Origin of the sequence: Shigella sp. FC1567 (assembly GCF_001743015.1) — a bacterium.
Classification (GTDB): Bacteria; Pseudomonadota; Gammaproteobacteria; order Enterobacterales; family Enterobacteriaceae; genus Escherichia; species Escherichia coli.
The window spans coordinates 1-13,845 of sequence record NZ_MIIV01000014.1; the positions used below are offsets into that span (position 1 = coordinate 1).

The 13,845-nt window shown below is 48.1% G+C and carries 15 protein-coding genes and 2 pseudogenes; 11 read left to right on the forward strand and 6 right to left on the reverse strand.

All coding sequences use genetic code 11. From position 1 onward, the window contains the following. Positions 1 to 90, reverse strand: a 90-nt coding sequence (locus BHE85_RS27130) for a hypothetical protein (protein ID WP_047199464.1), incomplete at its 3' end; no start/stop codon positions are given. Positions 91 to 210: 120 nt separating this feature from the next. On the opposite strand from BHE85_RS27130, the gene BHE85_RS01170 reads away from it, so the two are divergent. Next, positions 211 to 1,095: a D-hexose-6-phosphate mutarotase gene (locus BHE85_RS01170; protein ID WP_004983283.1), complete on the forward strand. Its 885-nt coding sequence runs from the start codon at positions 211 to 213 to the stop codon at positions 1,093 to 1,095. Between the two features lie 50 nt (positions 1,096 to 1,145). On the opposite strand, the gene yeaE is transcribed toward BHE85_RS01170, so the two are convergent. Then, positions 1,146 to 2,000, reverse strand: coding sequence for a methylglyoxal reductase YeaE (gene yeaE, locus BHE85_RS01175; protein WP_001186351.1), 855 nt, complete (start codon positions 1,998 to 2,000; stop codon positions 1,146 to 1,148). Positions 2,001 to 2,089: 89 nt separating this feature from the next. After that, positions 2,090 to 2,836 (reverse strand): scaffolding protein MipA, encoded by a 747-nt coding sequence (gene mipA, locus BHE85_RS01180; protein WP_000163771.1) that lies wholly within the window; start codon positions 2,834 to 2,836, stop codon positions 2,090 to 2,092. Positions 2,837 to 3,271: 435 nt separating this feature from the next. On the opposite strand from mipA, the gene yeaG reads away from it, so the two are divergent. The 6 genes and pseudogenes from yeaG (at position 3,272) to yeaK (ending at position 10,033) form a co-directional block, all read left to right on the forward strand. Next, positions 3,272 to 5,206 carry a protein kinase YeaG gene (gene yeaG / locus BHE85_RS01185; RefSeq protein WP_001019882.1) on the forward strand — a complete coding sequence of 645 codons (1,935 nt, stop codon included), beginning with the start codon at positions 3,272 to 3,274 and terminating at the stop codon, positions 5,204 to 5,206. Between the two features lie 111 nt (positions 5,207 to 5,317). Then, complete coding sequence (locus BHE85_RS01190; RefSeq protein ID WP_000219704.1) at positions 5,318 to 6,601, forward strand: YeaH/YhbH family protein; 1,284 nt, start codon at positions 5,318 to 5,320, stop codon at positions 6,599 to 6,601. 146 nt (positions 6,602 to 6,747) lie between these two features. Beyond that, complete coding sequence (locus BHE85_RS01195) at positions 6,748 to 8,223, forward strand: sensor domain-containing diguanylate cyclase (protein WP_000616430.1); 1,476 nt, start codon at positions 6,748 to 6,750, stop codon at positions 8,221 to 8,223. A 180-nt stretch (positions 8,224 to 8,403) separates the two neighbouring features. Beyond that, positions 8,404 to 9,225 (forward strand): annotated as a pseudogene (locus BHE85_RS01205) (GAPES1 domain-containing protein); the annotation flags it as partial. Positions 9,226 to 9,248: 23 nt separating this feature from the next. Next, a pseudogene (locus BHE85_RS01210) lies at positions 9,249 to 9,371 on the forward strand (IS3 family transposase); the annotation flags it as partial. Between the two features lie 158 nt (positions 9,372 to 9,529). After that, complete coding sequence (gene yeaK / locus BHE85_RS01220; protein WP_000138054.1) at positions 9,530 to 10,033, forward strand: mischarged aminoacyl-tRNA deacylase; 504 nt, start codon at positions 9,530 to 9,532, stop codon at positions 10,031 to 10,033. Here yeaK and yoaI read toward each other — a convergent pair whose 3' ends face one another. After that, positions 10,034 to 10,138, reverse strand: a complete 105-nt coding sequence (gene yoaI, locus BHE85_RS01225; RefSeq protein ID WP_000999630.1) for a small membrane protein YoaI — start codon at positions 10,136 to 10,138, stop codon at positions 10,034 to 10,036. It lies immediately after the preceding gene. A 168-nt stretch (positions 10,139 to 10,306) separates the two neighbouring features. Between yoaI and BHE85_RS01230 the strand changes: the two genes are divergently transcribed. Continuing rightward, complete coding sequence (locus BHE85_RS01230; protein WP_000460707.1) at positions 10,307 to 10,753, forward strand: DUF441 domain-containing protein; 447 nt, start codon at positions 10,307 to 10,309, stop codon at positions 10,751 to 10,753. On the opposite strand, the gene nimR is transcribed toward BHE85_RS01230, so the two are convergent. Beyond that, entirely contained in the window at positions 10,710 to 11,531 is an 822-nt protein-coding gene (gene nimR / locus BHE85_RS01235) for a DNA-binding transcriptional regulator NimR (protein ID WP_000972250.1), read from the reverse strand. The two genes, BHE85_RS01230 and nimR, sit on opposite strands and share 44 nt — an antisense overlap. Before the next feature lie 96 nt (positions 11,532 to 11,627). Between nimR and nimT the strand changes: the two genes are divergently transcribed. Both nimT and BHE85_RS01245 read left to right on the forward strand, forming a co-directional pair. After that, complete coding sequence (gene nimT / locus BHE85_RS01240; protein WP_000128496.1) at positions 11,628 to 12,824, forward strand: 2-nitroimidazole transporter; 1,197 nt, start codon at positions 11,628 to 11,630, stop codon at positions 12,822 to 12,824. A 39-nt stretch (positions 12,825 to 12,863) separates the two neighbouring features. Then, complete coding sequence (locus BHE85_RS01245; RefSeq protein WP_004983281.1) at positions 12,864 to 13,211, forward strand: DUF488 domain-containing protein; 348 nt, start codon at positions 12,864 to 12,866, stop codon at positions 13,209 to 13,211. A 21-nt stretch (positions 13,212 to 13,232) separates the two neighbouring features. On the opposite strand, the gene yoaF is transcribed toward BHE85_RS01245, so the two are convergent. After that, on the reverse strand, positions 13,233 to 13,487 hold the full coding sequence (gene yoaF, locus BHE85_RS01250) for a DUF333 domain-containing lipoprotein YoaF (RefSeq protein WP_000691934.1): 255 nt from the start codon (positions 13,485 to 13,487) through the stop codon (positions 13,233 to 13,235). Between the two features lie 193 nt (positions 13,488 to 13,680). Between yoaF and BHE85_RS01255 the strand changes: the two genes are divergently transcribed. Next, positions 13,681 to 13,845: IS1 family transposase (locus BHE85_RS01255; RefSeq protein WP_047664789.1), on the forward strand; the 165-nt coding region annotated here is incomplete at its 3' end.

Here is a 13,845-nt window from a genome sequence, read left to right on the forward strand (position 1 = left end):
CCCCAGAGAAGTCAGTGGGTTACGCAGAGAATCGTAACGGGATACCAGATCAAGAGCCTGTCCAATGTGCATAAAAAAATCCGGAAACAAGTGAGCGTTTCCGGATTCTTACACAGCCACTGGATCGGTCAACTGATCCTTAACTGATCGGCATTACGACTTCGGTCGCTCTTTTTTTTACCTGATAAAATGAAGTTAAAGGACTGCGTCATGATTAAGAAAATTTTTGCCCTTCCGGTCATCGAACAAATCTCCCCTGTCCTCTCCCGTCGTAAACTGGATGAACTGGACCTCATTGTGGTCGATCATCCCCAGGTAAAAGCCTCTTTTGCATTACAGGGCGCACACCTTCTCTCGTGGAAACCTGCGGGTGAAGAAGAAGTTCTGTGGTTGAGCAACAACACACCGTTCAAAAATGGCGTCGCTATTCGCGGTGGCGTACCGGTTTGCTGGCCGTGGTTTGGTCCGGCGGCACAACAAGGTCTGCCTGCGCACGGTTTTGCCCGCAACCTGCCGTGGACGCTGAAATCACATCATGAAGATGCTGATGGCGTAGCGCTGACTTTTGAATTGACGCAAAGCGAAGAGACGAAAAAATTCTGTCCGCACGACTTTACGCTGTTAGCGCATTTCCGCGTGGGTAAAACCTGTGAAATCGATCTTGAATCACATGGCGAATTTGAAACCACCTCTGCCCTGCATACCTACTTTAACGTGGGTGATATCGCTAAGGTAAGCGTCAGTGGGCTGGGCGATCGCTTCATTGATAAAGTGAATGACGCGAAAGAAGATGTACTGACCGACGGTATTCAGACCTTCCCTGACCGTACCGATCGCGTGTATCTGAATCCGCAAGATTGCAGCGTGATTAATGATGAAGCGCTGAATCGTATTATCGCCGTAGGCCACCAGCATCATCTGAACGTTGTAGGCTGGAACCCGGGACCGGCGCTTTCAATTAGCATGGGCGATATGCCGGATGATGGCTACAAAACATTTGTTTGTGTAGAAACGGCTTACGCTTCAGAAACGCAAAAAGTCACCAAAGAGAAACCTGCACATCTGGCGCAATCCATTCGCGTTGCGAAACGTTAATTTGCGTTAATGTTGTGTGCCGGGTGCGATGCATCCGGCACGTATCAACATCACACCATATCCAGCGCAGTTTTTCCTTTTGGTGCCGGATACGCTTTATCCAGCATGGTTAATTCCGCTGACGAAAGTTCGACCTCAAGCACAGCCGCATTCTGTTGAACATGGGCAATCGTGGCCGCTTTTGGAATCGCCATCACACCCTGATGGCTGATTACCCTCGCCAACAATACTTGTGCCGAGCTGATATTGTGAGCATGTGCAATTTCGTTGACTACCGCGTTTTTTAACAGTCCATTGCGCAACCGCCCGGCCTGGGCTAATGGACTGTAAGCCATCACCGGCATCTGCTGTTGCTGGCACCAGGGGAGTAGATCGTACTCAATCCCTCGTGAACCGAGATGGTAAAGCACCTGATTAGTGGCACACTGATTTCCCCCCGGCAGCTGCCAGAGTTCCTGCATATCAGCATAATCAAGGTTAGAAACGCCCCAGCGGCGGATTTTTCCCTGGGCGATCAATTTTTCCATCGCTGCAACAGTCTCTTCAAAAGCGAAACTGCCAGACCAGTGTAATAAGTAGAGATCGAGATAATCAGTATTGAGACGGCGTAAACTGGCTTCGCATGCATTTATCGCTTTTTGCCTGCCAGCATTCCACGGATAGACTTTAGAGACGAGAAAGACGTTATCACGCAGACCGGTTAATGCTTCCCCAACCACCTTTTCGGCACCGCCATCGGCATACATTTCGGCGGTATCAATGAGGGTTAAACCGAGCTCAATGCCCGCGCGTAGTGCAGCAACTTCTGTTTTGCGCTGACTGGCATCTTCGCCCATATACCATGTTCCCTGCCCTATGGCTGGCAGTGAGACATCGCCACTAAATTGAATCATTTTTTGTTGCATTGTTTCCTCCCAGGTATTGCACCACCGTAATGCAAAACAGGGCGTGACGCCCTGTTTTTATGCACAAAATGCCCTGGAAAGATGCATTATCAGAATTTGTAGGTGATCCCGGTAGAAATCAGGCCAGTCCAGGATTTATCCACCATCGGGCTGTCAGTAACTTCATCAGACAGACGGGTATAGCGCGCGGTACCGTAAACACTCCAGTCGCCGAGGAAGTTGTAGCTGGCGCTCAGCTCCAGGTAAGGGCTCCAGCTGTCGTTCGGGTTATAGCCACGCAGACCGCTGCGAGCGGACTCTTTGCGCGATACGCCATAATAGTATTCGTTCTGGTTTTCGCTGTTCCACTGCACACCAATACCCGGAGTCACGGTCAGGCCACCGTTGGTGTAACGATACAACCAGGCCATATCCCAGACAATGCCGTTGCTGTTATCCAGGGTATCGCCAGCCAGGGTGGTACGCAGGTAACCGTACTGGGTAAAGTGAGCATAAGACAGACCAGCCATCATGGTGCTCTTACGGTCATCCAGGTGACGCATTTGGTGATCGCCACTGTCTTTCGCTTTGAAGTAAAGCGGCGACCAGTAAGCGGTAATTGAAAGTTTATCCGTTGCGTCATTCCACAGGTAGTAACCACCACCTAAGCCACGGAACCAGAAGTTATCGCCTTCATAGTTGATTACCGGTACTGGGTAAACATCGGTATCGTAATCTTTATATGGGTGCTCAACGACACCTACGCCTGCGCCCAAGGAAAATTTACCTTCAGCGTGCGCTACGCCTGCAGACGTTGCGATAAGCACTCCAAGTGCCAGAAGTTTGAGTTTGGTCACAATTAATCATTCCTTAAACAAATGTTTAGCGGGCGACAAAGTTTACCCGTCAATACATCGAAACCCAACCTTTTTACGTTTTCATTTTTTAAAGTAACTGTTTAATTTTCCTGCCGCGGATGACACCGCGCTTACAGCCAAATGAATTTAGCGTTACTGGCGAGCCTGGTCTTTACATTAATTATGCAAAATTTATGGATGAGTTGTTGATATGCCATTGAAATTAAGAAAGCCGTGCAGGCAAGTTTTCCATTTGCCATCTACGCTTAATTTTGAAGGTGTATCACCGGGCACGTTGTTCTCATCGTCGATAAAATGGCATGAGAGTTGCTGTGTTTTAGCAAGAGACGTCGTTCAGTTTACCTCTTCCGGGAGGCTCTACTATTCATATGAACGGCTCTTAACCTGTGCTAAAAAACGAAAGGACGGCATACCATGAATATATTCGATCACTATCGCCAGCGATATGAAGCTGCCAAGGACGAAGAGTTCACACTGCAGGAGTTTCTTACCACTTGTCGGCAAGATCGCAGTGCTTATGCCAACGCGGCTGAGCGGCTATTGATGGCTATCGGTGAGCCTGTCATGGTCGATACAGCCCAGGAACCCAGACTTTCTCGACTCTTTTCTAACCGGGTCATTGCACGTTATCCGGCGTTTGAAGAGTTTTACGGCATGGAAGACGCGATTGAACAGATTGTCTCTTATCTGAAACACGCGGCTCAGGGGCTGGAAGAGAAGAAACAAATCCTGTATCTGCTGGGGCCTGTGGGTGGGGGTAAATCATCGCTTGCTGAGCGACTGAAATCATTAATGCAGCTCGTACCGATTTATGTATTGAGCGCCAACGGTGAGCGTAGCCCGGTCAACGATCATCCGTTCTGTCTTTTCAATCCGCAGGAAGATGCGCAGATTCTGGAAAAAGAGTATGGCATTCCTCGCCGTTATCTCGGCACCATCATGTCGCCGTGGGCGGCAAAACGCCTGCATGAATTTGGTGGCGATATCACTAAGTTCCGGGTAGTGAAGGTCTGGCCGTCAATTCTGCAACAAATTGCTATCGCCAAAACGGAACCCGGCGATGAGAACAACCAGGACATCTCCGCGCTGGTTGGGAAAGTCGATATTCGTAAACTCGAACACTACGCGCAGAATGACCCGGACGCCTACGGCTATTCCGGTGCGCTGTGCCGCGCCAATCAGGGGATCATGGAATTCGTTGAGATGTTTAAAGCACCGATAAAAGTGCTGCATCCCTTGTTAACCGCCACTCAGGAAGGTAACTACAACGGGACGGAAGGTATCTCCGCCCTGCCGTTCAACGGGATTATTCTCGCCCACTCGAACGAGTCCGAATGGGTCACTTTCCGTAATAACAAAAACAACGAAGCCTTCCTCGACCGTGTTTACATCGTGAAGGTGCCGTATTGCTTGCGCATTTCCGAAGAGATCAAAATCTACGAGAAATTGCTTAATCACAGTGAATTGACTCACGCCCCATGCGCCCCTGGCACGCTGGAAACACTGTCACGTTTTTCCATTCTTTCGCGCCTGAAAGAGCCAGAAAACTCCAGCATTTATTCAAAGATGCGGGTTTATGATGGCGAAAGTCTGAAAGACACCGATCCCAAAGCCAAGTCGTATCAGGAATATCGTGACTACGCCGGTGTCGATGAAGGGATGAACGGTCTGTCGACGCGTTTTGCGTTTAAGATCCTCTCCCGCGTGTTCAACTTCGATCATGTAGAAGTGGCGGCAAACCCGGTCCATCTGTTCTACGTCCTGGAACAGCAGATCGAGCGCGAGCAGTTCCCGCAAGAGCAGGCAGAACGCTATCTGGAGTTCCTGAAAGGTTATCTGATCCCGAAATATGCCGAGTTTATCGGCAAAGAGATCCAGACGGCCTACCTTGAATCCTATTCCGAATATGGGCAAAACATTTTCGACCGTTATGTTACCTACGCGGATTTCTGGATTCAGGATCAGGAGTATCGCGATCCGGATACCGGGCAGCTGTTTGACCGCGAGTCTCTTAACGCCGAGCTGGAGAAAATCGAGAAACCGGCGGGGATCAGTAATCCAAAAGATTTCCGCAACGAGATTGTTAACTTCGTACTGCGCGCCAGAGCGAATAACAGCGGACGCAATCCGAACTGGACCAGCTATGAAAAACTGCGCACGGTTATCGAGAAGAAAATGTTCTCCAATACCGAGGAGCTGTTGCCGGTTATCTCGTTTAACGCCAAAACGTCAACCGACGAGCAGAAGAAACACGACGACTTTGTCGACCGTATGATGGAAAAAGGCTACACCCGTAAACAGGTGCGTTTACTGTGCGAATGGTATTTGCGCGTACGTAAATCGTCTTAACAACCCTGCCCGGTACACATGCTACCGGGCCTACAACGACAGCGAACCGTGGGCCAGAGAAATGGCAACACAGGCGTAGCATACAGTTGGCAAATGTAGTACGGGGGGCATATGACCTGGTTTATTGACCGGCGTCTGAACGGCAAAAACAAAAGCATGGTGAATCGCCAGCGTTTTTTACGCCGTTATAAAGCGCAAATTAAACAGTCGATCTCCGAGGCCATGAATAAGCGTTCGGTGACTGACGTCGACAGCGGCGAATCCATATCCATTCCCACGGAAGATATTAGCGAACCGATGTTTCATCAGGGGCGTGGCGGCCTGCGCCACCGCGTACATCCGGGCAATGACCATTTCGTCCAGAACGACCGAATTGAACGTCCCCAGGGTGGCGGCGGAGGTTCCGGCAGTGGTCAGGGCCAGGCCAGCCAGGATGGTGAAGGTCAGGATGAATTTGTCTTTCAGATTTCGAAAGATGAGTATCTTGATCTGCTCTTTGAAGATTTGGCCTTACCGAATCTGAAACAAAACCAACAACGCCAGCTGACCGAATATAAAACGCATCGGGCGGGTTATACCGCTAACGGCGTTCCAGCCAATATCAGCGTTGTGCGTTCCTTGCAGAACTCACTGGCGCGACGCACAGCCATGACGGCGGGCAAGCGACGGGAACTTCATGCGCTGGAAGAGAATTTGGCCATCATCAGCAACAGTGAACCTGCGCAACTGCTGGAAGAGGAACGTCTGCGCAAAGAAATTGCAGAATTACGTGCCAAAATTGAACGCGTCCCTTTTATTGACACCTTCGATTTACGTTACAAGAACTACGAGAAGCGGCCCGATCCCTCCAGCCAAGCAGTGATGTTTTGCCTGATGGACGTTTCCGGTTCAATGGATCAATCCACTAAAGATATGGCTAAGCGTTTTTATATTCTGCTGTATCTGTTCCTCAGCAGAACGTATAAGAACGTGGAAGTCGTATACATCCGCCATCATACCCAAGCGAAAGAAGTCGATGAACATGAGTTTTTCTACTCGCAGGAAACAGGCGGCACCATTGTTTCCAGCGCCCTGAAACTGATGGATGAGGTAGTGAAAGAGCGTTATAACCCGGCACAGTGGAATATTTACGCTGCACAAGCATCGGACGGCGATAACTGGGCCGATGACTCTCCGCTTTGCCATGAAATCCTGGCGAAAAAATTATTACCTGTTGTTCGTTATTACAGCTATATCGAAATTACCCGTCGTGCACATCAGACATTGTGGCGAGAATATGAGCATCTGCAATCTACTTTCGACAACTTTGCGATGCAGCACATCCGCGACCAGGATGATATTTATCCGGTGTTCCGTGAACTGTTTCATAAACAAAATGCAACAGCTAAAGACTAAAACTATCAGCCAGGTCATTATCGCCTGGCTGATTTTTAGCTTACTGTAAATTATCTCATTTATTACATACATTAGCTTACAATCGCTTTAAATATGACAGCATAACCTTTACATAATTTAGTTCCAGAAAACAATCATTCGGAAAAATGATTCAGTCAACACGTATTTCCATGGGGTTATTCTTTAAATATTTTTTATCGTTAACGAAAATTGATCCTGGTCAAAACTATATATCTCTGCCATCAATAAAATCCAGCACTCACATTGCTCTCCTTTTTATGGTTTCTATGGGTACACAAAAATTAAAAGCTCAAAGCTTTTTTATTTTCAGTTTATTGCTGACATTAATTTTATTTTGCATTACTACCTTATATAACGAAAACACAAATGTAAAACTCATCCCACAGATGAATTACCTGATGGTTGTTGTGGCTTTGTTTTTCCTTAACGCCGTCATTTTTCTTTTCATGTTAATGAAATATTTCACTAACAAACAAATTTTACCAACACTCATTTTAAGCCTTGCATTCTTAAGTGGCCTTATCTATTTAGTTGAAACCATTGTAATTATCCATAAACCAATTAACGGCAGTACACTGATCCAGACAAAGTCGAATGATGTTTCTATTTTCTATATTTTCCGCCAACTCAGTTTTATTTGTTTAACCTCGCTGGCACTCTTTTGTTATGGAAAAGACAACATCCTTGACAACAATAAGAAAAAAACGGGAATCCTGTTGCTGGCGTTGATTCCTTTTTTAGTTTTTCCCCTTCTGGCACACAATCTGAGCAGTTATAACGCTGACTATTCTTTGTATGTCGTCGACTACTGTCCGGACAACCATACTGCGACCAGGGGAATCAACTATACAAAAATATTGGTTTGTCTGTGGGCATTTTTACTGTTCTTTATTATCATGCGTACACGATTAGCCAGCGAACTATGGCCGTTAATAGCATTATTATGTCTGGCATCGCTATGCTGCAACTTACTTCTACTGACTCTGGATGAGTATAATTACACCATCTGGTATATCAGTCGCGGGATTGAAGTTTCCAGTAAACTGTTTGTTGTGTCTTTTCTGATTTATAACATTTTTCAGGAGCTGCAACTCTCCAGCAAACTGGCAGTTCATGATGTGCTGACCAATATTTATAATCGGCGCTACTTTTTCAACAGCGTAGAGTCATTATTGTCGCGACCTGTTGTTAAGGACTTCTGTGTCATGCTGGTTGATATTAATCAGTTCAAACGCATCAATGCCCAATGGGGACATCGTGTGGGTGATAAAGTGCTGGTTTCAATTGTCGATATTATCCAGCAAAGCATCCGCCCTGATGATATTTTAGCGCGACTGGAGGGTGAGGTGTTTGGCTTGCTATTTACCGAACTCAATAGTGCCCAGGCAAAAATCATTGCGGATCGTATACGTAAAAATGTCGAACTCCTGACCGGCTTTAGTAACAGATATGATGTTCCTGAACAAATGACCATCAGTATTGGCACGGTTTTTTCAACGGGTGACACGCGTAATATCTCGCTTGTCATGACGGAAGCAGATAAAGCCTTACGCGAAGCGAAAAGCGAGGGGGGCAACAAAGTGATTATTCATCATATTTAAGTGCAAAAATATTCAGAGCCATGCTTTTTGCGTGGCTTTTGCATACAATTTATTACTATTACCCCTAAATTTCCCCTCCCCAGCGGCGCAGAGATGAGTATAATTAGCGCCCCTGTGCCAGGCCGCAATCGAACTTTATCTGGTTTTCTCGTTTCACTAACTGAAGGAGTGCCATTTATCATGAAATTGCACCATAGAATGCTCCGGCATTTTATCGCCGCAAGTGTCATTGTGCTGACATCTTCCTTCCTTATTTTTGAACTTGTCGCCAGCGACAGAGCAATGAGTGCCTATCTGCGCTATATCGTGCAGAAAGCAGACTCCTCCTTTCTTTATGATAAGTATCAGAATCAGAGTATTGCCGCGCATGTGATGCGCGCTCTCGCTGCTGAGCAGTCGGAAGTGTCGCCAGAACAGCGGCGCGCCATCTGCGAGGCTTTTGAGTCTGCCAATAATACCCATGGCTTAAACCTGACTGCTCATAAATACCCGGGCTTACGCGGCACACTACAAACCGCATCCACTGACTGCGACACAATTGTGGAAGCTGCAGCACTATTACCCGCTTTTGATCAGGCAGTGGAAGGCAACCGCCACCAGGATGATTACGGTTCAGGTCTTGGGATGGCCGAAGAGAAATTTCACTATTATCTCGATCTCAATGACCGCTATGTCTATTTTTATGAGCCGGTTAATGTTGAATACTTTGCGATGAATAACTGGTCCTTCCTGCAGTCAGGAAGTATTGGTATCGATCGCAAAGATATTGAAAAGGTATTTACCGGGCGTACCGTATTGTCGAGCATTTACCAGGATCAGCGTACTAAACAGAACGTGATGAGTTTGCTGACGCCGGTGTATGTTGCAGGGCAGCTAAAAGGGATTGTGCTGCTGGATATTAACAAAAACAATTTGCGGAATATCTTTTACACTCATGACCGCCCTCTCCTCTGGCGTTTTCTCAATGTCACGCTAACCGATACCGATTCGGGGCGTGAAGTGGCCAAATTCAGTGTGCCACTTCAGAAGCCATCTCAGTAATACGGGAATACATTGAGATTTTCTACAATCGTCAGCGTCGTCACTCTCGTCTGGGGAATATCTCCCCGGCAGCCTTCAGGGAAAAATATCATCAGATGGCTGCTTAAAAAAAGAACAAATGGTAGTGTCCGCTATTGCCAGTACACCTCAGTTACATGATGCGTATAAAGCTTCCGATGAGCGTTTATATGTCAATAAGCAGAACAAAAACAGCCGTTCATGATAACCTTCTGTGGTTGTTTGCTTGTAATCTCAGGAGCGTGAAATGACTGAAATGGCTAAAGGAAGCGTGACGCATCAGCGGTTAATCGCTTTATTATCACAAGAAGGTGCTAACTTCCGCGTCGTTACCCATGAAGCGGTAGGTAAATGTGAAGCGGTGTCAGAAATTCGTGGCACCGCTTTAGGCCAGGGAGCTAAGGCACTGGTATGTAAAGTCAAAGGCAATGGCGTAAATCAACATGTTCTGGCGATCCTCGCTGCCGATCAACAGGCCGATCTGAGCCAACTTGCCAGCCATATAGGCGGATTACGCGCTTCGTTAGCCAGCCCTGCTGAAGTCGATGAACTCACAGGCTGTGTCTTCGGCGCGATCCCCCCTTTCAGCTTCCATCCAAAACTCAAACTGGTTGCCGACCCTCTACTCTTCGAACGATTTGATGAAATCGCCTTCAATGCAGGGATGCTGGATAAATCCGTTATTTTGAAAACCACGGATTATTTGCGCATTGCGCAACCAGAACTGGTCAATTTCCGCCGCACTGCGTAACTAGCCTGTCCGTTCAATAAGCAGAACGGACAAAACCAGCACAACAGCAATGGCAAAAAACGATGACGTGATAATCAGTGTCTCGACGAACATTTGATCGTTCATAGCATGCCCCCGGGAGATAGCTGTTTTCACGTTATTGTTAGCGTGCACAAATGGCAGTTTGATGACAGTTCGCCTGATTTTTATGCAAAAAACGTAAAGATTTTCTACTTCCTTCCTGCAGCAAGCGTAAAGTAAGCAGGCTTATTATTTTTTGGCAAGGAAACCACGATGTTTGATGTCACTTTGCTGATCCTGCTCGGGTTAGCTGCGCTGGGCTTTATCAGTCATAACACCACTGTCGCCGTTTCAATTCTGGTGTTGATCATTGTCCGCGTCACACCGTTAAGCACCTTTTTCCCGTGGATTGAAAAACAGGGGCTAAGTATCGGGATAATCATTCTGACGATTGGCGTTATGGCCCCCATCGCCAGCGGGACGCTACCGCCCTCAACCTTGATTCACTCGTTTCTGAACTGGAAATCGCTGGTGGCAATTGCAGTAGGCGTGATTGTCTCCTGGCTGGGTGGGCGCGGCGTGACCTTAATGGGCAGCCAGCCGCAACTGGTCGCCGGGCTGCTGGTAGGCACTGTTTTAGGCGTGGCGCTGTTTCGCGGCGTACCGGTCGGCCCGCTTATTGCCGCGGGTCTGGTTTCGCTGATTGTGGGGAAACAGTAGTTAATCCCGCAATATATCGGCCTGGCGTTTGCCCCAGGCCTTTCTTAAACATAGTAATAAAGGCCGTTGTTGAATCATACCCCAGCGTATGAGCAACTTTCTGTACAGTATCGCCTTTCACTAATCCCTGAAGTGCCATAATCAGCTGTAACTGCTGACGCCACTGGCGAAAACTCAACCCCGTCTCTTTTACGATCAGTCGCGCAAGATTGCGTTCACTCATCGCAAAAAAGCCAGCCCATTGCCCTAATGACCCCCACTCGACGGGCCCTTTCGCCATCATCTCCACCATCGTGCGGATTTTAGGATGAGAAGAAACGGGCAGGTGCAGCTGTTGTTGTGGCTGCTGAGGGAGTTCATCAAACAGGACCTGTATTAATCTGCGGGTCATCGGCTCAGCACGCTGAGTCGTCGTCCTGTTTGCCAGGGTTAAAATCAATTCCCGGCATAAGGGCGATATTTTCAATGTGCAACATGTTGTCGGCATTGTCACTGCGCTGGGTTCGATAAACAGAAAACAGAGTTCAGCGTTAGCTGTCACTTGATTGCTATGTTCCACCCCGCCCGGTATCCAAACCGCATATTGCGGCGGCACCATCCACAAAGCATTTTCCACCGTACAGGTAATTGCACCATGTAATGCTAGTATCAGCTGTCCTTTGCGGTGCTGATGTACAGGACTGGTTAACTCATCCGTTCCGGCGTGAATACAAAATGCGACCGCGGCTTCATGGTGTCGGTCGGGTTCATAGCCATTGAGATTCAACCTGTGCATCATTTTGTCCGAATTTAGCGATAATTTGTCATTTTAGCTTGATTCAACATAACAATAAAAACGGTAAGGTACAGCCTCGTTTGTAACAATGAGAAGCATATGACCTGTTCAACTTCATTAAGCGGCAAAAACAGGATTGTCCTTATCGCTGGCATTCTGATGATTGCCACAACATTACGCGTCACCTTTACCGGCGCAGCACCGTTACTGGATACGATTCGTTCCGCTTACTCGCTGACGACAGCGCAAACCGGCTTATTGACCACCCTGCCATTATTGGCCTTTGCGCTAATCTCACCTTTGGCCGCCCCGGTAGCGCGACGTTTTGGTATGGAACGTAGCCTGTTTGCCGCGTTACTTTTGATCTGTGCTGGTATCGCAATTCGCTCTCTCCCTTCGCCTTACTTATTATTTGGCGGTACAGCGGTCATTGGCGGTGGGATTGCATTAGGCAATGTCTTACTGCCAGGATTAATTAAACGCGATTTCCCTCATTCCGTCGCCAGACTTACCGGCGCATATTCCCTGACAATGGGAGCTGCGGCGGCACTTGGATCGGCTATGGTAGTGCCGCTGGCTTTGAACGGTTTTGGCTGGCAAGGCGCGTTGCTCATGCTGATGTGTTTTCCTCTGCTGGCTCTTTTTTTATGGCTGCCACAGTGGCGAAGCCAACAACATGCAAATTTGAGTACCTCGCGCGCCTTACATACTCGGGGTATCTGGCGTTCGCCGCTTGCCTGGCAGGTCACATTGTTTCTTGGGAGCAACTCACTGGTCTATTACGTGATTATTGGCTGGCTTCCGGCGATCCTCATCAGTCACGGCTATAGCGAAGCACAGGCGGGTTCACTGCATGGTTTGCTGCAACTAGCCACAGCAGCTCCCGGTTTGCTGATCCCTCTTTTCTTACATCATGTGAAAGACCAGCGTGGTATTGCAGCGTTCGTTGCCTTGATGTGCGCAGTGGGCGCTGTTGGGCTCTGCTTTATGCCAGCGCACGCGATCACCTGGACTCTGCTTTTCGGTTTTGGTTCCGGCGCAACAATGATACTGGGGTTGACGTTCATTGGTCTTCGGGCAAGTTCTGCGCATCAGGCGGCGGCACTCTCGGGGATGGCACAATCCGTCGGGTATTTGCTGGCAGCCTGTGGGCCGCCGCTAATGGGTAAAATACACGATGCTAACGGTAACTGGTCCGTACCACTGATGGGTGTTGCAATACTTTCACTACTGATGGCGATTTTCGGACTTTGCGCCGGGAGAGACAAAGAAATTCGCTCATATCCGGTGCTATAGTGACGTGACAAATCATGCGTGAAAGGGAGAACAAACACGATGAATATTCAGTGCAAACGCGTTTATGATCCGGCTGAACAGAGCGATGGTTATCGCGTACTGGTCGACCGCCTCTGGCCGCGCGGTATCAAAAAAACCGATTTAGCCCTTGATGAGTGGGATAAAGAAATCACGCCGTCAACGGAACTGCGCAAAGCCTTTCACGGCGAAGTCGTCGATTTTACAACCTTTCGCGAGCAATATCTTGCAGAACTGGCGCAACACGAGCAAGAAGGAAAGCGGCTGGCGGACATCGCCAAAAAACAGCCGCTGACCCTGCTCTACGCAGCAAAAAACACCACGCAGAACCATGCGCTGGTGCTGGCCGACTGGCTACGTAGCTTGTGATTTTAGTACAGCATCCGGCGGTTATTTTTCACCAGCCGGATGGTCCCGTCGCCACAATGCCCATTCATCAATCGTTTCACCGCCCGGTAATTTGCAATTGTTGCTGACCCCTTGCGCTGTCGACACTGGAATGAGCGTCCCGCCCTTCTGCTGGCAATAGACCGACGCCGGATTTGCCATACCAATCTGCGGCGGTTTAGGTGCTTCTGGCTGAGAAGGGGTTGAACAACCAGCCAGGACCAGCAAGCAAGGCAGAACAAAACTGATAATTTTCATTTATTGATCTCACATATTTATCCAGACTTAGAGTATCGCGGTATCGTTTTGTTTTGCAGCACTATTTTTATTACATTCACTCAAAACATATTACGTCTTGTTTCATCTTTGTTGATGATGTTTTATCATGCCTGCAAAGGTAATGCTGCCAACTTACTGATTTAGTGTATGATGGTGATTTTAAGGTGCTTGCGTGGCTTCCATTTCCATCAGATGTCCTTCCTGCTCCGCTACTGAAGGCGTGGTGCGTAACGGCAAAAGCACTGCCGGACATCAGCGCTATCTCTGCTCTCATTGCCGTAAAACATGGCAACTACAGTTCACTTACACCGCCTCTCAGCCCGGTACGCACCAGAAA